Consider the following 20,804-nt stretch of genomic DNA (forward strand, 5'->3'; position numbering starts at 1 on the left):
TTAGATATTTTATGATATAAAAGAATAGCAAGCGATACGTGCTGGATTATAAAGCAATATTTTTATTTGTAGCCAATCCAGCCATCCGCTCTATCTTTTGCTGCCTAAAGAAGGCAACAAAAGGATGCCGCTCCTGTCTGGGCTAGGGCAGTTATTTTCATAAGAATATTTTAGGTGACCAACATAAGCGACTTACGCGTATTTTTGCTTAAAAAGCAGTAGCATGATAGATTTCAGTACCATCGATTATTTAAAAGACGGAAATTTTAAACAACAAAAAGCGTTTGAAGTCCTGACTCAACATCAGGTTTTAGTACTTCTCTCTAACTTTGATCCGCTCTTGGTAGGCACCATCCCGATCAATATCGATACCGACAACAGCGATCTCGATATCATTTGCTGCTACAAATCCAAAACCGATTTTATAACCCAGCTGCAGGATAATTTTAGCACCAAAAGTCATTATACGATTCGCGAAGCGTTAATAGACAATATAGATTCAGTGATCGCCAACTTTAGCATTGCCAATTTTCAAATTGAAATTTTTGCTCAAAACATTCCGGTCAAAAAGCAAAATGGCTATCGCCACATGATCATCGAGCATAAAATTCTACAGGCAAAAGGAGATAATTTTAGATTAGAAATCATCAAGCTAAAAGAGCAAGGCTATAAAACAGAACCTGCTTTTAGCAAGCTTCTGGAATTAAAAGGAAACCCTTATCAAGCATTACTGGAATACAAAATCTGATATTATTCCTTTAGCACCTTTTTTACTTCGCTCAGTTTTCCGTCAACTTCTTCAATTTTAAGGTCCAAAATGTGCGCAATTAAAGGATAAATAGCAATATTCTGAAAACTTCCTACCTCTTTATTTTCTTTAAACGCTGGGCCTTTTGCATAAAAAATGGCTTGCATGTCCTTTTGCTTGTTGTCGTAACCATGTGTTCCTCCTTTTATATTCTGGGTATTTTTACTAACCAAACTATATCCTTTCTCAGCTTCAATAACAAAATCATGTACCCTAGGATTAGTGCCATAATGCAGTCTTTTCGGGAGTTGACCAGCTCTCCAGAACTTGATATGCGGTACTTTTTTTAATGCTTTTGCTATAGAATCCTGATAGCCGGGTTTGGCCTGCAAACTCATAATCGGGTTGATAACCGTTTTATAATCGAGCCAATCAGGCTTTAGATAGTCCAGAACTGCTATTTTTTTATCATCACTTATGTCGGCCATTCCGTGATCTGAAACAATAATCAAATTGATTTCTTTGCCGATGGCTAATCGATCAAGTTTGGAAGTCAATTGTCCGATAATACTATCCATTTTGAGGATCATTTTTTTATTCTCGGGAGAGAGTGGGCCGTAAGTATGTCCAGTATGATCGGGTTCGTCAAAATATAAAGTAACAAGGTGAGGACGTTCTTTTTCGGGAAGGCTGAGCCATTTTACAATCGTGTCTATTCGGGTTTCATAAGGAATTTTTCCATCATAGTTTTTGTAAATACTAGGTCTTTTTTGGTCAAGATCTGAGCCTGGCCAGAAAAAAGAAGCAGCTTTCACGCCTTGTTGTTCGGCAACATTCCAGATTGGGTTGCCGCCATAAAAGCGAGAGTCGTTTTTTGCTTTTGTAGACAACGAGAACGATTCGTTGAGAGTGGCATCATAAAAAACATTGTTTATAATGCCATGATGATCCGGATAAAGCCCTGTCACCATCGCATAATGATTCGGGAATGTTTTGCTTGGATAAGAAGGACGCATCGACTTGGCATGAACACCTAGCTGCGCAATCTGTTTTAAATTTTGAAGATGAAACTTTTTTGCATAATCCCAACGAAACCCGTCCATCGAAACCAAAACTACATAAGAATTTTTGCTGCTTTGGGAATACGAAAGGGTGGAAAGAAGTAAAAAGGTAAAAGATAAAAGGTGAGGGATAAATTTTCTCATTTTGTAATTTTAATAAAGAAGTAAAGATATTGATAAACTAATTTTTAATGAAAAAGAGAATGTTAAACTAAAGACAAGGTTGCCACAGATTAAAGGATTAAATGGATTAATCTGTGAGATTTTTTTAATCTGTAAATGAAAATAGCTTAATAAAGTTTACCACAAATTTCACAAATTAGCACAAATTTTTAAGCACAGTTGCCAGGAAATTAATTCGCGGAAATTTGGGGAGTTTGTGACAAACGAATCTTTGTAATCTTTTAATCTGTGGCAAAATAAAAAAAAAACGCCAGATCTAAATCCGGCGTTTTAAATTTTAAGAAAAGAACGATTACATCATTCCCGGCATACCGCCACCCATTGGCATTCCACCAGCGTTTTCTTCTTTAATATCAATCAAGGCACATTCTGTAGTCAGGATCATTCCGGCAACAGAAGCAGCATTTTCAAGTGCTACACGAGTTACTTTTTTAGGATCGATGATTCCTGCTTTCAGCATGTCTACATATTCGTCAGTTTTTGCGTTGTAACCAAAATCGCCAGTTCCTTCGGCAACTTTAGCCACTACAACAGAACCTTCAAGACCTGCATTTTCAACAATCGTTCTCAAAGGAGACTCGATAGCGCGAGCTACAATCTGGATTCCGGTTGCCTCGTCAGCGTTATCAGCTTTAATTCCTGCTAATGCACCTTTTGCTCTTAATAAAGCAACACCACCACCAGCAACAATTCCTTCTTCTACAGCCGCACGGGTTGCGTGTAAAGCATCGTCTACTCTGTCTTTTTTCTCTTTCATTTCTACTTCAGAAGCAGCACCAACGTAAAGAACAGCAACACCACCAGATAATTTTGCTAAACGTTCCTGCAATTTTTCTTTATCGTAATCAGATGTTGTAGTTTCTATCTGACCTTTAATTTGGTTTATACGATTTTTTAATAACTCAGAATCATTATCACCACTTACTATAGTGGTGTTGTCTTTGTCAATGCTAATTTTTTTTGCTGTTCCTAATAATTCAATAGTAGCATTTTCTAGAGTGTAACCTCTCTCTTCAGAAATTACAGTTCCGCCTGTTAAAATAGCTATATCTTCTAACATTGCTTTTCTTCTGTCTCCAAAACCAGGCGCTTTTACAGCAGCAATTTTAAGAGCACCTCTTAATTTGTTTACAACCAACGTTGATAAAGCTTCACCATCAACATCTTCAGCAATAATCAATAATGGTTTTCCCGATTGTGCCACTGGCTCTAAAACAGGTAGTAATTCTTTTAAAGAAGAAACTTTTTTGTCGTATAATAAGATGTATGGATTTTCAAGTTCAACTTCCATTTTCTCTGGGTTTGTTACGAAGTAAGGAGAAAGATATCCTCTGTCAAACTGCATTCCACGAACAACATCTACATATGTTTCAGTACCTTTGGCTTCTTCTACGGTTTTAACACCTTCTTTACCTACTTTATCAAATGCTTCAGCAATTAAATCTCCGATTATTTCATCATTGTTTGCAGAGATAGATGCAATTTGTTTAATTTTTTCGGTATTTGTTCCAACTTGTGTAGATTGTTTGGCTAAGTCAGCAACAATTGCCAATACAGCTTTATCAATACCACGTTTCAAGTCCATTGGGTTTGCACCTGCAGCAACGTTTTTCAAACCTTCTTTTACGATAGCTTGTGCTAAAACGGTAGCAGTTGTAGTCCCGTCTCCTGCTAAATCATTGGTTTTAGAAGCAACTTCTTTTACCATTTGTGCGCCCATGTTTTCTAATGGGTCTTTTAATTCGATTTCTTTTGCAACAGAAACACCATCTTTAGTAACTGTTGGTCCACCAAATGATTTTCCGATAATTACGTTACGACCTTTTGGTCCAAGCGTTACCTTTACAGCATTTGCCAATGCATCAACACCACGTTTTAATCCGTCACGTGCTTCAATATCAAATTTTATATCTTTTGCCATTTTTTTTTATTTATAGTAGTATTCCAAAAATTTCATTTTCCTTCATAATTAGATAATCTTTACCATCCCACTTTAATTCTGTTCCAGCAAATTTTCCAAATATTACGTTATCTCCAACTTTTACTGTTGGATTTTCATCTTTAATATCATCACCAACAGCAACTACAATTCCTTTTTGAGGTTTTTCTTTTGCAGTGTCTGGAATTATTATACCTGCTGCAGTTCTTGTTTCAGCAGGAGCAGGCTCAATGATAATTCTGTTTTGAGTTCCTCCTATAGGTTTAATGTTAAAAGCCATATTTTAAATTATTTAATATTATTTGTAATGATTCTCTATAGGTCAGAAATTGTGCCATCCTCTAAAATAGCGCCAAAACTGACATTTTTTCCTAAAAAAAATGCCAGCTTTGACAGGCTGGCATTTAAATTTTATAGTAAGATGATTATTTGGCTGCTGGAGTTGCCGGAGCAGGAGCTTGTTGTACCGGAGCCGCTGGTGTATTCGCTGCAGGAGCTTCCGTTTTTTCAATAATTTTAGAGTCAGTATCACTTAAAGTTCCTGTAAAACTTAAGCTTGAAAGTAAAATTAAAGCAATTAGGATAGTAGCCAAGGTCCAAGTACTTTTGTCTAAAAAGTCTGTTGTTTTTTGTACGCCACCTAACATTTGTGTTCCGCTAATAGTAGAAGATAATCCTCCACCTTTAGGGTTTTGTACCATGATTACTACGATCAATAGAAAGCAAACTATTGTGATTAAAACTAAAAAAATTGAAAATGTGCTCATTGTTTAATTATTATTGTTATTTTGTTGTAAAATCTTTATATCCGCGATGCGGTCTGCAAAGAAACTAATTTTTTCTGGATATTTCAAAATTAATATTTGATATGCTTGTATTGCTTTTGTATATTTCTTTTGTTCTAAATACACTCTGGCCAATGTCTCGGTCATCAAATACGAATTGTCGTCTTTATTAATATCAAATTGAATCGGAACAGTAGGTGAGCCGGACTTAATAGGCGAAATCTTCGGATTGGTTTCGATAAATTTGTTTATTATTTCTGCTTTTTTCTTTTTCTCCTCATCTAGTATTTCAGGGTCCGCAATCTGTTTTGCAATTTTTTCGATATCAGGTATGGCAGCCGGCAATATTATTTGTTTAATTGCTGCTTCCTGTTTTATTGAGGTTTCCTTTGTTCGGTCGATAGGCTGTGTTCTTGATAATTGCAGCCATTCCTGAAAAGAGTGTTTTTCGTTTATCGTAAAATCCAGAGGTTTCCCTATTTCCAGATGTTCTTCGGCAATTTTTACTGATTCTTCAATTGCTTTTGTCTCTTCTATCTCCTCTATTTCTTCAGGTTTTACTTCTTCAAAGCTTGTTTCTTCAGTACTAATCAGCGGTTCTTCAGAAACAGGATCAGTAATTCCTTCAAAAACAGTGTTGTTGGCTTCTTTTATAGACGTTAAAATAGATTGCTCAATAGGATCGATAAGTATTTCGGTTACTTCTTTTATTTCTTCAGGCGAAATAATTGTACTATCAAAAACAGTAATGTTTAAAAGAGCTTTTAGTTTTTTGTCGTAATAATCTTTTTGAATAGCGGCAAAACTTTCAGAAGTAATAAAGTCGAATAAAACAGCTCTGTCAGTAGTGTGTGCAGCGGTAACTTTTAATGCATAATTATACTTAAAACTTTTTTGATTGTAAAGTCCTTTCAATCGTAATGCTCTTGCACTCTGAAAATACGGAAACTCATTCAAAACAGTGCCTAACGCATCCGCCTGTATTTCTGTAATAGTATCAGGTTTGTTAATTAGGTATGTATAATCGTTTACAGTCATTACTTTTTGTTTAATCGTTGAAATTGTTTACTTGTTTAATCGTTGATATGTTTTTTCGCTTTAGCGATTAAACGATGTATCGGTTAAACTAAAACTACCATTTTGCAAGTGAATCATTGAAAATATCCTGAGTAATTCTTTCAAAAATGGTTCTGATGGCTTCGTTTAATACACTTCCCGTTGGTAAAGAGGTGCCTTCAAAGTCATAATAAAATTCGAAAGTTTTTTCAAAATCATCGGTTTCTTTTTTTCTGTTGCTAAAACGAACATTTACACGAATTGTCAAACGGTTTTGTGCCGCTTGCTGATCGGCAGTTGCTGTCATTGGCGTTACTCTGTAATCTACAATTTCGCCTTCATAAACCAAATCACCATTAGTACTTACCAGATTCAGGTTGGTTTGATTCATGATCAAATCCTGTAAAGCCAATGTAAAATCTCTGTCAATTCCGGGTTCAATCAAATCGGCATTATTCTGAAAAAAGTTAACCTGAAACGTTTCGGCATCAATAGGAGTAGCACCTGTAAAGTTGTAAACAGAGCAACTGTTAAACATTAACAGGCAAACAATCGCGATAAGAGAATATATTTTTTTCATAAAAATCTGTAGTAAAATCTACTTTTTTAAACTCCAAATCTCAATATTCGAATTTCAAAAAGTCGTTCAAAGATAGTAAATTTGAAATTTGGGATTTTAATATTGTTTTTTCTTTTTAAAGATCGAATTGCTTGATTTTTCTGTACAAAGTTCTCTCTGAAATACCCAGTTCATCAGCAGCAGCTTTTCGTTTTCCTTTGTTTTTTTCTAATGATTTTTTGATCATTTCGATTTCTTTTTGTTCCAAGCGTAAAATTTCTTCTTCTTCGATCGTCTCTGCAAAAAGATAATTATTATCATCTACGCTTTGATACTTTTCTTCGCGAACCGCCGGCGTCATAACCGCTGTTCTTGGCTCTTCTTCAAAATCTATTTCACTATCGTTTTGCTGTGAGCCGTATATTTTTTGAATTAAATTTGGATTAATATCCTGTACTTTTGATGAGCCGTTTTTCATCAATTCTAAAGTAAGTTTTTTCAAATCATTCAAGTCACTTTTCATATCAAAAAGTACTTTGTACAAAATATCTCTTTCGGTACTAAAATCACTTTCTTTTTTCTTATCACTAATTACAGAAGGCAAATTAGTTCCTTCGGTAGGTAAATACGATTGCAAAGTGGCTAACGAAATATCACGATTGGTTTCCAGAACCGAAATTTGTTCGGCTACATTTCGCAACTGACGAATATTTCCGTTCCATCTGAATTTTTGTAACAATTGAACGGCATTATCGTCTAGTTTTAAAGGTGGCATTTTGTACTTGTGTGCAAAATCGGCAACAAATTTTCTAAACAATAAATGAATGTCTTCGTTTCTCTCACGCAAAGGCGGCAGTGTGATTTCGACCGTAGTCAAACGATAATACAAATCCTCACGGAATTTTCCTTTTTCGATGGCGTTGAATAAATTGACATTTGTTGCAGCCACAATACGAACATTGGTTTTTTGAACCTGAGATGAACCTACTTTTATAAATTCGCCATTTTCAAGTACACGAAGCAGTCTCACTTGTGTTGTCAAAGGCAACTCTCCAACTTCGTCTAGAAAGATAGTTCCGCCATCAGCCACTTCAAAATAGCCCTCACGCGTACTTGTAGCGCCTGTAAAAGCGCCTTTTTCGTGACCAAAAAGCTCACTGTCAATAGTTCCCTCCGGAATGGCCCCGCAGTTTACAGCAATATATTTTCCGTGTTTTCTGTGCGAAAGCGAATGAATAATTCTTGGAATGTTTTCTTTACCAACACCGCTTTCTCCCGTTACCATTACCGAGATATCAGTAGGGGCAACCTGAATGGCTTTTTCGATGGCGCGATTTAATTTCGGATCATTACCAATAATCTCAAATCGCTGTTTTATTGCTTGAACTGTTTCCATTTGTGTTTATTTATTTTTTGCCACAGATTAAAATCATTAGCACAGATTTTTTAAAATTTCATCAAACGTATCTTTTATATTGAAGTGATTTTGTTTGAAAATTGACAAGCAATCCTACTTCTGAATTAGATAATTTTATATAATTTAAAATCTGAGCAATATGTTCATTTGAAAATTCTTTAACTGCTTTTACTTCTAAAATTATGTCTTCATTAAGTACAAAATCTGCACAAAATTTATGAGGTAAAATTTTGCCTTTGTATTCAATTGAATATTCTTTTTCTCTTTCAAAAAGAATATTATTTTCCTTAAATTCTATTTCTAAAGCGTCTTTGTAAATTATTTCTAATAAGCCTGGCCCAAGATTTCGGTGTACTTCCATGCATATACCGATAATCGTATACGTTTCAGCTTCTCTATAATGTTGCATAAATTATTTATTTTACTACAGTTTTTAAAAATAAGAAAAATAACACAAAAAAATCATTTTAATCTTATTAATCTGTGGCAAAAAAAATTAATTCATTTCACTTAATCCCACTGCTTCTCCTTTCAAAGTTCCGCTGGTACAACTTGTGATTTTTACATTTACAAAATCACCAATTTTATAATTTTCTTTTGGGAAAACTACCGTAATGCTTTGCGAATTTCTTCCAGAGAATTCTTCTGTCGATTTTTTAGAAACTTTTTCGACTAAAACTTCAACAACTTGTCCCACAAATTCTTCACTACGAAACCAGGCGTGTTTTTGCTGTAGATCTACAATTTCCTGCAATCTTCTGGCTTTGATTTCTTCGGGAACATCATCTTCCATTTTTCTTCGGGCCAAAGTTCCCGGACGTTCCGAATACGAATACATATAACCGAAATTATATTTTACATATTCCATCAAACTCATGGTATCCTGATGATCTTCTTCAGTTTCTGTCGGGAAACCTGCGATCATATCTTGCGAAATCGAGGCATTCGGAATAATAGTTCGAATTTTATCAATCAGCGCCATGTATTCTTCGCGCGTATGCAAACGATTCATTTCTTTTAGAATTCTGTTACTTCCGGATTGAACAGGAAGGTGAATGTGTTTGCAGATATTGGGGTGTTTGGCAATTACATGCAATACACTTTCGTGCATATCCTGCGGATTTGAAGTTGAAAATCGAATGCGCATTTTAGGAAAACCAACTGCAACCATTTCAAGCAATTGATCAAAATCAACAGCAGTTGCTTTTTGCATCTCCGAAGCGTTTTCGAAATCTTTTTTCAAACCACCGCCGTACCAGAGGTAACTGTCTACATTTTGACCTAAAAGTGTGATTTCTTTAAAACCTTTGTTCCACAAATCCTGAATTTCTTTCATAATACTTTGTGGTTCACGGCTACGCTCACGCCCACGTGTAAAAGGGACTACGCAAAAAGTACACATGTTATCGCAACCACGGGTGATCGAAACCAAAGCTGTGATTCCGTTACTCATTAAACGAACAGGCGAAATATCTCCGTAGGTTTCCTCTTTCGATAAAATTACATTAATAGCGTCTCGGCCTTCTTCTACTTCAGCTAATAAATTAGGTAAATCTTTGTAGGCGTCTGGCCCAACAACAAGATCGACTATTTTTTCTTCTTCCAAAAACTGACTTTTCAAACGCTCGGCCATACAACCCAAAACGCCTACTTTCATTTTCGGATTAATGCGTTTTACAGCGTTGTATTTCTCAAGACGTTTACGGATTGTTTGCTCTGCTTTGTCGCGAATAGAGCACGTGTTTACCAAAACCAGATCTGCATCTTCAAGGGTTTGTGTAGTATTGTATCCGTTTATAGATAAAATAGAAGCTACGATTTCGCTGTCCGAAAAATTCATCGCACAGCCGTAACTTTCTATAAAAAGTTTTTTAGTATTCTCGGGTTTATTTTCCAAAACAAGACTTTCGCCTTGTTTACTTTCTTCAATAATCTTTTCCATCATTTAATTTCAGAGTGCAAAGATAATGTAAAACCTATAAATGTGACAAGATGGCAGAAAAAGAATTAACAGTATTTTGTATTTATTCAAATTCACTCAAAAGATATCCTTTTGCAAGTGTTTTAAATTCAGACACTTGTTTTTTAATCCAAGTTCTGTCATGGCCTAATTCTCTAGCTAATAATTGGGCTACTTTTTCTGAGGAAGCTATAGCCGCAGCTGCATCTAAAAATAACAAACGAACGCGTCTTGCCAGAATATCGTCTATAGTTCTGGCCATTTCGTGACGGATTGCCCAGGCGACTTCTGCCATAGTGTAATCATAGTTGGGATGTAGTTTTTCTTTTAATTCGACTTCGTTATTTTGTAATTCTAATAATTTAGGGATATCAGAACCATAAATATATAGATGGTTTTCTCGGTCTGATGCGTCTGTTGCTTTATTTCCATGAATGGGAATGTGTTCTGTTGTACATTCTTTTTTAGGTAAATGATGCACAGTAATCGCTTTATCTATAATGTCTTCAGCGATTTTTCGGTAGGTAGTCCATTTTCCTCCGGTGATGGTTATTAAACCTGTTTCAGAAACAATTATTTTATGGCTTCTTGAAACTTCCTTGGTGCTTTTGCCTTCTTCTTTTGGTGCTGCTAAAGGTCGTAAACCCGCAAAAACAGATAAGACATCAGCTCTGGTTGGTTTTTTTACCAAGAATCGTTGTGCTGTTTCTAAAACAAATTCAATTTCGCTTTCCAGCGCAATGGGTTCCAGGCTCTGTTTTTTTATCAAAGTATCTGTTGTTCCCACGACGATTTTATTATGCCAAGGCACTGCAAATAATACTCTTCCGTCGCTTGTTTTTGGAATCATCAAGGCATGGTCGCTTGGTAAGAAAGATTTGTCGAAAACGAGGTGAATTCCTTGACTTGGAACAATGTATTTTTTGTAAACGGTATCGTTTAATTTCATGATTGCATTAGTAAAAACCCCTGTAGCATTTATTATCGCTGTTCCTTTTATATCGTAAGTCTCGCCCGATTCTTGGTCTTTTACCGTAACTCCGGTCACCTGATTTTTGTCGTCTTTTAATAAATTTATCACTTTGGTGTAATTCAGAAGGCAGGCACCTTTTTCTACCGCAGTTTGCGCAATGTTAATCGCTAAACGAGAGTCATCAAATTGGCCGTCATGATAGATTACGCCGCTTACCAAGCCTTTTGTCTCAACGGTTGGAAGTAGTTCAATTGTTTTTTTCTTTGAAATGTATTTTGATCGCCCTAAGCTGAGTCTCCCGGCTAACAGATCGTAAATAGTGAGTCCGATGGTGTAAAAATAACCGCCCCACCAGTTGTAGTTTGGGATTACAAAAGATTGGTTTTTAATTAAATGACTGGCGTTTTTCGCCATTAGTCCTCTTTCTTTTAAGGCTTCTTTTACTAACGAAATATTTCCTTGCTCTAAATAACGCACGCCGCCATGAACTAATTTGGTACTTCGGCTAGAAGTTCCTTTAGCAAAATCTACTGCTTCAACCAAAATTGTTTTGTAACCTCTGCTGGCTGCGTCAAGTGCTGTACCCAGTCCGCTTGCTCCTCCGCCAATTACGATTACATCCCATTCTGTAGTTTTGTTTAATTTTGATAATTGTTCTTTTCGGTTCATTTATTATTTATTATTTTTTTAAAAACCTTTTTATCTTTTAACAAACATAAAGAAACTAAATAAAAACAGATATAGTACTTTTATTGTTGAATTTTAAACCATTTATAGAATGGAGCTAGTAAGCAGTCTAATGGTGCTTTTGATAGAGAAACAAATCATAATGAAGGCTTACAGGTTGAAAAAAAATAACAAAACCAAAAAAGTTTTAAAATATATTAGTCATTATGATTGCGTTATATTTAGGTTCAGTCTCGAATATTTATTAGTGCTCCCAGGTCCTTAAAGGTTTTTCTAAAACTTTATAAAGAAGCAAAGATTGATACCTTATAGTAGATCGAATTATTCGAGATCATTTAAGCTCGGTTATCAGGCCAATTGCAAAATCTATTTTGAGGCAGTTTCCCTGTAATAAATTGGTTTTGATAACGTATGGTACTTCATCTCGATTGTGGCTAAGTTTTACTAATGCATTGAAAGCGCATCTTAATCAAGTGATTATTGAAGTTGTAATTGTCTCCAATTTTTTGCTTTGAAAATAGGGTTTTGCTTTGTACTGGATTTGTAACAACTAATTAGAATATTTTTTTTAAAACAATAAGATTATTAGTATTCAAAACTTGTAAATCGACTATTACTTGACTTTTAAAATTTAAAAAAACCCAAAATTTAAAAAAAATAGATACTTTTGTTGCAGAAAAATAGAGCAATGGCAAAGAATTTAGTAATAGTGGAATCACCTGCGAAGGCGAAAACGATAGAGAAATTTCTAGGAAGTGATTTTCAGGTTGAATCAAGTTATGGGCATATCGCCGACTTACCATCAAAGGAAATTGGGGTGGATGTAGAAAATGGTTTTAAACCTAAATACGAAGTTTCTCCAGATAAAAAAGCTTTGGTAAGTAAACTGAAAACACTATCCAAAAATGCCGAAATGGTTTGGTTGGCAAGTGATGAGGACCGCGAGGGAGAAGCTATTTCATGGCATCTTGCGGAAGAACTAAAATTAGATATAAAAAAAACAAAAAGAATTGTCTTTCATGAAATTACCAAATCGGCGATTCTTAAAGCAATCGATAATCCGAGAGAAATTGATTATAATTTAGTAAATGCACAACAAGCGCGTCGTGTTTTAGACCGTTTAGTGGGTTACGAATTGTCTCCAGTTTTGTGGAGAAAAATTAAAGGAGGTTTGTCTGCGGGTCGCGTGCAATCAGTTTCTGTTCGTTTGATTGTAGAGCGCGAGCGTGAAATTCAGAACTTTAATGCAGTAGCCAGTTATTCTGTAGTAGCAGAATTTGTAAATGAAGCTGGAAAAGCATTCAAAGCAAAATTGCCAAAAAATTTCAACACAAAAAAAGAAGCCGAAGATTTTTTAAAACAAAACATCGGTTCACAATATAAAGTTTCGGATTTAGAAACCAAACCAACCAAAAAATCACCAACAGGCCCTTTTACAACCTCTACGCTTCAACAGGAAGCAGCTAGAAAATTGTATTTGCCAGTTGGAATTACGATGCAGCTCGCACAACGTTTGTACGAAGCGGGACTTATTACTTATATGAGAACCGATAGTGTCAATCTTTCTAAAGATGCGATGGATGCTGCTGAAGCCGAAATCATAAAATCGTACGGAAAAGAGTTTTCAAAACCTCGAACTTTTGCCAATAAAAGCAAAGGAGCACAAGAAGCGCACGAAGCAATTCGTCCAACAGATATGTCGCGTCATACAGTTGATATAGATCGTGATCAGGCTCGTTTGTATGATTTGATCTGGAAAAGAACCTTGGCCTCACAAATGAGTGATGCACAGTTAGAAAGAACAAACGTAAAAATTGAAGCTAATAATCACAGCGAATTATTTACTGCTTCTGGTGAGGTTTTACTTTTTGAAGGATTTCTTAAAGTGTATCTTGAAGGGCACGATGATGATGAAGAAGAACAAGAAGGAATGTTGCCTGCGATGAAAGTAAACGAAAAACTCGTTAACAATTATATCACAGCAACCGAAAGATATTCAAGACCGCCAGCTCGTTACACCGAAGCTTCTTTGGTAAAAAAATTGGAGGAATTAGGAATTGGCCGTCCGTCTACGTATGCACCTACTATTTCTACAATCATCAACAGAAATTATGTCGAAAAAGGAACTCTTGAAGGGCAGGAACGTAATTATACACAACTTACTTTGCAAGCCAGTAAAGTAGGAGAGAAGTTGCTGAAAGAAAATACAGGCTCTGATAAAGGTAAATTGGTACCAACCGATATTGGGACGATTGTGACAGATTTTCTGGTTAAGAATTTTGGAAATATTCTAGATTATAATTTTACTGCAAAAGTAGAGCAGGATTTTGATGAAATTGCCGAAGGAAATATTGACTGGGCAGTTATGATGCAGGATTTCTACAATAAATTTCACCCTAATGTAAAAGAAGTAGAAGCCAATGCTGAGCGTGAAAGCGGAGAGAGAATTCTTGGAAAAAATGCAGAAGGAAGACAAGTTTCTGTTCGTTTAGGAAAATTTGGGCCGATGGCTCAGATTGGAGAAGCAGACGATGAGGATAAAAAATTTGCCAGTTTAATGGCAGATCAAAATATTGGTAACATCACTTTAGAAGACGCTCTGAATTTATTTTTATTGCCTAAAAGTTTAGGTGAATATAAAGGAGAAGAAGTAGAAGTAAGCAACGGGCGTTATGGTCCTTATGTACGTCACGGAAGTGTTTTTATATCCTTGCCGAGAGGAGAAGATCCTTTAGGGGTTTCTGAAGAAAGAGCAAAAGAATTAATTGATGAAAAAGCGCTTGCAGATGCTCCGATTGCTGTTTACAAAGGAGAGTCAGTTCAGAAAGGTGTAGGGCGTTTTGGTCCTTTCATAAAATGGAATGGAATTTTTATTAACGTAAGTAAAAAATACAATTTTGACAATTTATCCCAGCAAGATGTTCAGGATTTGATTGAGGATAAATTGCAAAAAAATATAGATAAAGTGCTTCATAATTGGGAAGACGAAGGTATTTTGGTGGAAAAAGCGCGTTGGGGCCGTTCGGTTATCACAAAAGGCAAAATCAAAATTGAATTGAGTAAAGATGTCGATGCGACCAAGTTGACGTTAGAACAAGTTCAAAAGATGATAGCAGAAAAGACACCGGCGAAAAAAACACCAGCCAAAAAAGCAGCAGCAACTAAAAAAGCTCCCGCTAAGAAGCCAGTCGCTAAAAAGAAATAAGAAATGGAATTTGATTTTCTAAAACCAGTAGATGATGGGATTTTAAAATTCATCAATTCGCTTTCTTCACAAGAGTTAGGTAGCAAAATTGTATTTCATACGCAGGATCAATTTCCAGATATTAGCAAAATAAATATTGCTATAGTAGGAGTTTTAGAGGATCGCAGGAACATCAACATGGTAAATGAAGTAAATCTGAATGGTTTTCGTAAAAAAATTTACAGTATGTTTCCAGGAAACTGGGATGCTTCAATTGCCGATTTGGGTGATATTTTGGCAGGAGATTCTGTTGAAGACACTTATTTTGCATTAAAAAAAGTAACCAGTACTTTGATAAAAAACAAAGTGATTCCTATAGTTATAGGAGGTTCTCAGGATTTAACGTATGCTATGTATCGCGCTTACGACGATCTGGAGCAAATGGTTAACTTAGTTGCGGTGGACAATAGGTTTGATTTTGGTAAAGAGAATGAGACAGTTTCGGCCAATTCATACCTGACAAAAATTATAATAGACGAGCCTAATAATCTTTTTAATTACTGTAATATAGGTTATCAAACCTATTATAATTCGCAGGAAGAGATAGATTTGATCGAAAAGTTGTTTTTTGATGCGTATCGTTTGGGAGAAATATCTAATAAAATAGCCTTGGCAGAACCAGTTTTTAGAGATGCTGATTTGGTTAGTGTCGATTTAAATGCTGTAAAGTCATCAGATTCAGGAAATTCTATTACTTTTGAGCCAAATGGTTTCAACGGAAAAGAGATATGTTCTTTGGCAAGGTATGCAGGAATTAGTGATAAAGTTTCAGCTTTCGGAATTTTTAATCATAATAGTACTATTGCAGAAACAGTGATTATTTCGCAAATGGTTTGGTATTTTATCGAAGGATATCATTATCGATCGAAGGAATATCCGTTTGGTAGTCGAGCAACGTATTTAAAGTACATTGTTCCTTTAGATGAAGAAGAATTGATATTTTATAAAAGTGACAAGACAGACCGATGGTGGATTGAGATCCCTTTTGAGTCAAACGGTCATAATAAATTGAAAAGAAACACGTTATTACCTTGTTCTTATGATGAATATCTGAGTGCATGTAATCAAGAGTTGCCAGAAAGGTGGTGGAAGGCACAAAGAAAAAATTCTTTATGAAGATAAGATAGGTATAATCTTGCTTTTTTGAAGACCAAAAAAATCAAAAAATAATTTAGTAAATAAAGTATTACAAAATATAAAATTTAACGTTTTACACCGATTTTTAAAGGTAGTTTATCGACAAAATATTTTTTTTTTATTTTATTTAACATTATTTTTGAACGGTGAAATAAATTTTGTGAACAGTGTTGTTTTTTAGGTAAATAATAAATACGTTTACGAACTTATAATAATGAATAGATAATCCAAATTTATATGAAGAAGTTTATTGCATTTGCGGCAATGTTAACACTGGTTATCGGCTGTGGTAAATCAGGTGATAAAGGTGAGTTAGTTGGTGTTACAGGAGGCAAATGGCATCCTGAGAAGCCTTATGGAATGACATTGGTCCCAGGTGGATCTTTTATCATGGGTAAATCAGACGCTGATTTAGCTGCCGTAGAAGACGCTCCAACCAAAACGGTAACGGTTCGTTCATTTTATATGGATGAAACTGAGATCACTAATAGTGAGTACCGTCAGTTTGTAGAATGGGTAAAAGATTCTACAATGAGAGTTCGCTTGGCGATTTTGGCTGATGAAACAGGTCAAAAAGCTCCAGCTGATGGAAAAGGAAAAAATGCAGGTAGTATTTCTGATTATGCATTTAATGATTCTGATCCTGAAAAAATGACCGCTTACGATAAGTATATGTACGATAACTATTATAGTGTTGGTACAAAAGACGATCCGTATGCTGGTAGAAAGCTAAACAAAAAAGTAAAATTGATTAAGGATACAAAAGCGTATCCGGATGAATATTACACAGAAGTAATGGACTCTATGTATTTGCCAATTGAAGAATCATACAATGGTTTAAGAACAATTGATGTAAATAAATTAAAATTCCGTTATTCTTGGATGGATATTCAAGCTGCAGCAAAAGCTAAAGTTGGAAAAAGAAAAGACTTTGTAAAGACTGAGCAAGTGCCAATTTATCCTGATACTACAGTTTGGATTAAAGATTTTGCTTATTCCTATAATGAGCCAATGCACAATGATTATTTTTGGCACAAAGCTTACGGTGATTATCCAGTAGTGGGAGTTACATGGAAGCAAGCTAAAGCATTTTGCGCTTGGAGAACATTAAATAAAAATTCTTATATCAAATCTAAGAAAAAAGGGCGTGACCTTGTAAATGCTTTCAGATTACCAACTGAAGCAGAATGGGAGTATGCTGCTAGAGGAGGTCTTGAGTCTGCTACTTACCCTTGGGGAGGACCTTATACTAAAAGTGACAGAGGTTGTTTCTTGGCTAACTTTAAGCCAAGCAGAGGAGATTACGCTGCTGATGAAGCGTTATATACAGTAGAGGCAAAATCATACGATCCAAACGGATACAACTTATATAATATGGCTGGAAATGTGGCTGAATGGACTGATTCTGCTTACAATCCTAATGCTTACGAATATGTGTCTACAATGAATCCTAATGTTATCGACGGAAACAACCAACGTAAAGTGGTTCGTGGAGGTTCTTGGAAAGATGTTGCTTACTTCCTACAGGTAAGTACTCGTGACCATGAATATGCAGATTCTGCAAGAAGTTACATTGGTTTTAGAACAGTACAAGATTACATGGGTACTCAAGTTACAGGATCTAAAAAATAATACAATAAAAGTCTAAATTAAATCGTAAATACCACCAAATCAAAAGAATCTATTAAACCTAAAAAAAAGTTATTATTATGGCATTATTAAGTAAAAAAGCAATGAATTTCGCTTATGGTATGGGAGCAGCAGTTGTAATTGTTGGAGCATTATTCAAAATTACTCACTTCGAACTAGGACCTTTGACAGGTACAGTTATGCTTTCAGTGGGATTGTTAACGGAGGCGTTAATTTTTGCTCTTTCTGCTTTTGAACCAGTAGACGAGGAGCTAGACTGGACACTTGTGTACCCAGAATTAGCAAACGGACAGGCTAGAAAAAAAGAAGACAAAGTTGAAACTGGAGATGCTCAGGGATTATTATCTCAAAAATTGGATGCAATGTTGAAAGAAGCTAAAATTGACGGAGAATTGATGTCAAGCTTAGGAAACAGCATCAAAAACTTTGAAGGAGCTGCAAAAGCAATTTCTCCAACAGTAGATTCTATTGCAGGACAAAAGAAATATGCTGAAGAAATGTCTATGGCTGCTGCACAAATGGAATCATTAAACAGTTTATACAAAGTTCAATTAGAAAGTGCTTCAAGAAACGCACAGGCAAACAGTGAAATCGCTGATAATGCTGCTAAATTGAAAGAACAAATGCAATCAATGACTGCAAACATTGCTTCTTTAAACAGTGTTTATGGTGGAATGCTTTCTGCAATGAGTAACAAAGGATAATTAGTTTTTAACTATTATAGTAAATTTATTAATAAGAACTAATTACAAAATAAAATGGCAGGAGGAAAATTAACCCCTAGACAGAAGATGATTAACCTGATGTATCTGGTTTTCATCGCGATGTTAGCAATGAACGTATCGAAAGAAGTGATTTCTGCTTTTGGTTTGATGAACGAAAAATTTGAAGATGCTAATACTTCTTCAATTGCAACAAACACTTCATTATTGACATCTTTAGATCAAAAAGCTGCTGAAGCAAAAGGAGAATTTATTATTGCTTCACAAACTGCTCATAAAGTAGAAGCTATCTCAAAAGGATTTTATGATTATATCGGTACTTTAAAAGCTCAATCTATCAAAGGATTTGAAGTTGAAAAAGAGACTGGAAAATTACCTTATGAGGCAATGGATAGAGGTGATAATATCGACGACTGGTTTACAGGAGACGGTTACACTAAAAAAGGTAACGATATTATTGCTGCAATTCAGAAATACAAAGCAGACATGAAAGCTGCTTTAGGAACAGACAAAAAATATGCTAACATTATAGCAGAGATTGAAAAGAAATTTGATGTTTCTGATGTAAAAAACAAAGAAGGTGTAAAACAAAAATACTTAGATTACCACTTTAAAGGTTTCCCTGCAATTGCTTCGGCTGCAAAACTTTCAACTTGGCAAAATGATGTTAAAAAAGCTGAAACAGATGTTTACAATAGTGCATTAGGTAAAGCGGCTGTTGCTGCTGCATCTTATAGCAATTATCAGGCAATTGTAGTTTTGGATAAAAACGCTTATTTTCAAGGAGAAAAAGTTACAGGTAAAGTGGTTTTGGGTCGTTATGACGAAAATACAAAACCTACTTCATTTCAAGGACCAGGACAAATTGTTAACGGACAAGCTGTTATCTCTTTGACTGCTGGAGGAGTTGGAGAACAAGACATTAATGGTCAATTTACGTTTTTAGAAGATGGAAAAAATATTCCACTTAAATTTGCTGGTAAGTATGTTGTAGTTCCAAGACCAAACTCTGCTACAATTTCTGCAGACAAAATGAATGTGGTGTATAGAGGTGTTGTTAACCCTATCTCTGTATCTTTTGCGGGAGTTGATGCTAATAAGATCGTTGCAAGTGCTCCAGGTTTAAATTCTGCTGGTAAACCAGGAAAATATAACATGAGTCCGGGTTCAGGTACAGAAACTACAATTTCTGTAACAGGAACTTTGCCAAATGGAGATAAAGTTACGGATAAGAAAACGTTCAGAATTAAAGGTATTCCTGGTCCAACTGGAACAATCAGAGGAGAAATGGGTGTTGTAAAAGGACCTAAATCAAACTTAGAGATTGCTACTATTGGTGCTAAATTACTTGATTTTGATTTTGAAGTTGGTTTAGATGTTGTTGGATTTAATTTGAAAATTGCTGGACAGCCTACAGTTGTTGTTAATGGTAACAGATTGAATGCACAATGTAAATCAGTACTTTCAAAAGCAGGTAGAGGAGATCAAGTTACTATTTCTGAAATCAAAACTAAACTTGTTGGAGCTGGGAGTTATTTATTACCAAGAACTGCTCCGGTAATTTACGAAATACAATAATAAAGTAGGTAAAACTACGTTCAATATCTTATAATGATATCATGATGAAAGTAAGAAATTTTTTAATAGCTATTGTTTCTATCGCTGGAGGTTTTGCGTCTAATGCGCAATCTAATTTGCTAAATGCAAAAACACCTGCTCAGATAGGACTTAAGACTCCTGCACAACTTATATCAGACAATGATCGACCATTGGCTTACGGTTATGTAGATGATAGAGATATCTTAATGGGGAAAACAACTTGGGAAATCATTGATTTGAATGAAAAAATCAATTTCCCATTATATTTCCCAATAGATACAGCTAATATTGGTTCTGACAGACGTTCTCTTTATGACGTTTTGACGAAAGCCCTTAAAAAGGGAAAAATAACTGAAGTATACACTGATAGTTATTTCAATACTAAAAAATCTATGAAAGACATCGAGGGTTCATTATCTCGTGTTGATACAACAGATGCTGGTAGAGAACTAATTAATCAATATCCGGATGACTACAAAACACATGTTGTGAAGAAAAAAGTAGTTACAGGTACTGGTAAAAAGAAAGTTGTTACTTATGTTGATGAAACTGTAGCTGCTACAAGAACAGTTCCTTCTGAGTACATTTTGAAACAGGATCTTACTGCTCAGGATGTTAGTCAGTACAAAATTAAAGGATACTGGTATTTTGACAAACGTCAAAGTGAATTGAAGTATCGTTTGCTTGGAATTTGTCCTGTTACACCTGACGTTTATACAATGAATAGTGACGAAAAGGATTATATCGAGTTGTTTTGGGTTTTCTTTCCAAATGCGAGAGAGGCTTTACACGAAGCAAAAGCTTTTAACGACAGTAATTCAGCACTACCAATTTCATTCGATCAGATATTAAATTCTAGACGTTTTAATGCAATTGTTTACAAAGAAGAAAACTTGTATGGTGATCGTGAGATTAAAGAGTACATGAAAGACAATGCACAAAATCAGTTGTTAGAATCTGAAAGAGTAAAAGAGAAGATTCGTAATTTCGAACAAGATATGTGGAACTACTAAGTTGCTCATAACACATAATAACAAAAACTCTTACTACCTTTGTAGTAAGAGTTTTTTATTTTTACCTATTT

Annotated in this window: 17 protein-coding genes; 7 read left to right on the forward strand and 10 right to left on the reverse strand. The window is 35.2% G+C overall.

What is annotated here, in order from left to right:
- Positions 1-223: 223 nt before the first annotated feature.
- Positions 224-748: a DUF4269 domain-containing protein gene (locus J3495_RS01305; RefSeq protein WP_210664753.1), complete on the forward strand. Its 525-nt coding sequence runs from the start codon at positions 224-226 to the stop codon at positions 746-748.
- Between the two features lie 2 nt (positions 749-750).
- On the opposite strand, the gene J3495_RS01310 is transcribed toward J3495_RS01305, so the two are convergent.
- From J3495_RS01310 to J3495_RS01355, 10 genes are all read right to left on the reverse strand, one after another.
- Positions 751-1,953, reverse strand: a complete 1,203-nt coding sequence (locus J3495_RS01310) for an alkaline phosphatase family protein (RefSeq protein WP_210664754.1) — start codon at positions 1,951-1,953, stop codon at positions 751-753.
- A 331-nt stretch (positions 1,954-2,284) separates the two neighbouring features.
- Positions 2,285-3,913 (reverse strand): chaperonin GroEL, encoded by a 1,629-nt coding sequence (gene groL / locus J3495_RS01315; protein WP_210664755.1) that lies wholly within the window; start codon positions 3,911-3,913, stop codon positions 2,285-2,287.
- 10 nt (positions 3,914-3,923) lie between these two features.
- Complete coding sequence (locus J3495_RS01320) at positions 3,924-4,211, reverse strand: co-chaperone GroES (RefSeq protein ID WP_078227434.1); 288 nt, start codon at positions 4,209-4,211, stop codon at positions 3,924-3,926.
- A 145-nt stretch (positions 4,212-4,356) separates the two neighbouring features.
- On the reverse strand, positions 4,357-4,698 hold the full coding sequence (secG, locus tag J3495_RS01325; protein ID WP_210664756.1) for a preprotein translocase subunit SecG: 342 nt from the start codon (positions 4,696-4,698) through the stop codon (positions 4,357-4,359).
- Between the two features lie 3 nt (positions 4,699-4,701).
- Positions 4,702-5,754, reverse strand: a complete 1,053-nt coding sequence (locus J3495_RS01330; protein WP_210664757.1) for a tetratricopeptide repeat protein — start codon at positions 5,752-5,754, stop codon at positions 4,702-4,704.
- Between the two features lie 94 nt (positions 5,755-5,848).
- Positions 5,849-6,352 carry an LptE family protein gene (locus tag J3495_RS01335; RefSeq protein WP_210664758.1) on the reverse strand — a complete coding sequence of 168 codons (504 nt, stop codon included), beginning with the start codon at positions 6,350-6,352 and terminating at the stop codon, positions 5,849-5,851.
- A 115-nt stretch (positions 6,353-6,467) separates the two neighbouring features.
- Positions 6,468-7,727 (reverse strand): sigma-54 interaction domain-containing protein, encoded by a 1,260-nt coding sequence (locus J3495_RS01340; protein ID WP_210664759.1) that lies wholly within the window; start codon positions 7,725-7,727, stop codon positions 6,468-6,470.
- 61 nt (positions 7,728-7,788) lie between these two features.
- Entirely contained in the window at positions 7,789-8,157 is a 369-nt protein-coding gene (locus J3495_RS01345) for a GxxExxY protein (RefSeq protein ID WP_210664760.1), read from the reverse strand.
- Between the two features lie 87 nt (positions 8,158-8,244).
- Complete coding sequence (miaB, locus tag J3495_RS01350; protein ID WP_210664761.1) at positions 8,245-9,690, reverse strand: tRNA (N6-isopentenyl adenosine(37)-C2)-methylthiotransferase MiaB; 1,446 nt, start codon at positions 9,688-9,690, stop codon at positions 8,245-8,247.
- Positions 9,691-9,772: 82 nt separating this feature from the next.
- Positions 9,773-11,350 carry a glycerol-3-phosphate dehydrogenase/oxidase gene (locus J3495_RS01355; protein WP_210664762.1) on the reverse strand — a complete coding sequence of 526 codons (1,578 nt, stop codon included), beginning with the start codon at positions 11,348-11,350 and terminating at the stop codon, positions 9,773-9,775.
- 706 nt (positions 11,351-12,056) lie between these two features.
- On the opposite strand from J3495_RS01355, the gene topA reads away from it, so the two are divergent.
- The 6 genes from topA (at position 12,057) to porN (ending at position 20,733) form a co-directional block, all read left to right on the forward strand.
- Positions 12,057-14,573, forward strand: coding sequence for a type I DNA topoisomerase (gene topA, locus J3495_RS01360; protein ID WP_210664763.1), 2,517 nt, complete (start codon positions 12,057-12,059; stop codon positions 14,571-14,573).
- Positions 14,574-14,576: 3 nt separating this feature from the next.
- Positions 14,577-15,728 carry a formimidoylglutamase gene (locus tag J3495_RS01365; RefSeq protein ID WP_210664764.1) on the forward strand — a complete coding sequence of 384 codons (1,152 nt, stop codon included), beginning with the start codon at positions 14,577-14,579 and terminating at the stop codon, positions 15,726-15,728.
- A gap of 258 nt (positions 15,729-15,986) precedes the next feature.
- Complete coding sequence (porK, locus tag J3495_RS01370; protein WP_210664765.1) at positions 15,987-17,381, forward strand: T9SS ring complex lipoprotein PorK/GldK; 1,395 nt, start codon at positions 15,987-15,989, stop codon at positions 17,379-17,381.
- Between the two features lie 77 nt (positions 17,382-17,458).
- A complete protein-coding gene (porL, locus tag J3495_RS01375; protein ID WP_210664766.1) occupies positions 17,459-18,103 on the forward strand; it encodes a type IX secretion system motor protein PorL/GldL in 645 nt (214 codons plus the stop codon).
- A 54-nt stretch (positions 18,104-18,157) separates the two neighbouring features.
- A complete protein-coding gene (gene porM / locus J3495_RS01380) occupies positions 18,158-19,699 on the forward strand; it encodes a type IX secretion system motor protein PorM/GldM (RefSeq protein ID WP_210664767.1) in 1,542 nt (513 codons plus the stop codon).
- A gap of 44 nt (positions 19,700-19,743) precedes the next feature.
- Complete coding sequence (gene porN, locus J3495_RS01385) at positions 19,744-20,733, forward strand: type IX secretion system ring subunit PorN/GldN (RefSeq protein ID WP_210664804.1); 990 nt, start codon at positions 19,744-19,746, stop codon at positions 20,731-20,733.
- Positions 20,734-20,804 lie beyond the last annotated feature (71 nt).

Origin of the sequence: Flavobacterium geliluteum (genome assembly GCF_017948595.1) — a bacterium.
Taxonomy (GTDB): domain Bacteria; phylum Bacteroidota; class Bacteroidia; order Flavobacteriales; family Flavobacteriaceae; genus Flavobacterium; species Flavobacterium flavipigmentatum.

Bases quoted from the DNA above. Each gene is read 5' to 3' on its own strand.
- J3495_RS01305 (WP_210664753.1), top strand. From the start codon at position 224: ATGATAGATTTCAGTACCATCGATTATTTAAAAGACGGAAATTTTAAA.
- J3495_RS01310 (WP_210664754.1), bottom strand. From the start codon at position 1,953: ATGAGAAAATTTATCCCTCACCTTTTATCTTTTACCTTTTTACTTCTT.
- groL (WP_210664755.1), bottom strand. From the start codon at position 3,913: ATGGCAAAAGATATAAAATTTGATATTGAAGCACGTGACGGATTAAAA.
- J3495_RS01320 (WP_078227434.1), bottom strand. From the start codon at position 4,211: ATGGCTTTTAACATTAAACCTATAGGAGGAACTCAAAACAGAATTATC.
- secG (WP_210664756.1), bottom strand. From the start codon at position 4,698: ATGAGCACATTTTCAATTTTTTTAGTTTTAATCACAATAGTTTGCTTT.
- J3495_RS01330 (WP_210664757.1), bottom strand. From the start codon at position 5,754: ATGACTGTAAACGATTATACATACCTAATTAACAAACCTGATACTATT.
- J3495_RS01335 (WP_210664758.1), bottom strand. From the start codon at position 6,352: ATGAAAAAAATATATTCTCTTATCGCGATTGTTTGCCTGTTAATGTTT.
- J3495_RS01340 (WP_210664759.1), bottom strand. From the start codon at position 7,727: ATGGAAACAGTTCAAGCAATAAAACAGCGATTTGAGATTATTGGTAAT.
- J3495_RS01345 (WP_210664760.1), bottom strand. From the start codon at position 8,157: ATGCAACATTATAGAGAAGCTGAAACGTATACGATTATCGGTATATGC.
- miaB (WP_210664761.1), bottom strand. From the start codon at position 9,690: ATGGAAAAGATTATTGAAGAAAGTAAACAAGGCGAAAGTCTTGTTTTG.
- J3495_RS01355 (WP_210664762.1), bottom strand. From the start codon at position 11,350: ATGAACCGAAAAGAACAATTATCAAAATTAAACAAAACTACAGAATGG.
- topA (WP_210664763.1), top strand. From the start codon at position 12,057: ATGGCAAAGAATTTAGTAATAGTGGAATCACCTGCGAAGGCGAAAACG.
- J3495_RS01365 (WP_210664764.1), top strand. From the start codon at position 14,577: ATGGAATTTGATTTTCTAAAACCAGTAGATGATGGGATTTTAAAATTC.
- porK (WP_210664765.1), top strand. From the start codon at position 15,987: ATGAAGAAGTTTATTGCATTTGCGGCAATGTTAACACTGGTTATCGGC.
- porL (WP_210664766.1), top strand. From the start codon at position 17,459: ATGGCATTATTAAGTAAAAAAGCAATGAATTTCGCTTATGGTATGGGA.
- porM (WP_210664767.1), top strand. From the start codon at position 18,158: ATGGCAGGAGGAAAATTAACCCCTAGACAGAAGATGATTAACCTGATG.
- porN (WP_210664804.1), top strand. From the start codon at position 19,744: ATGAAAGTAAGAAATTTTTTAATAGCTATTGTTTCTATCGCTGGAGGT.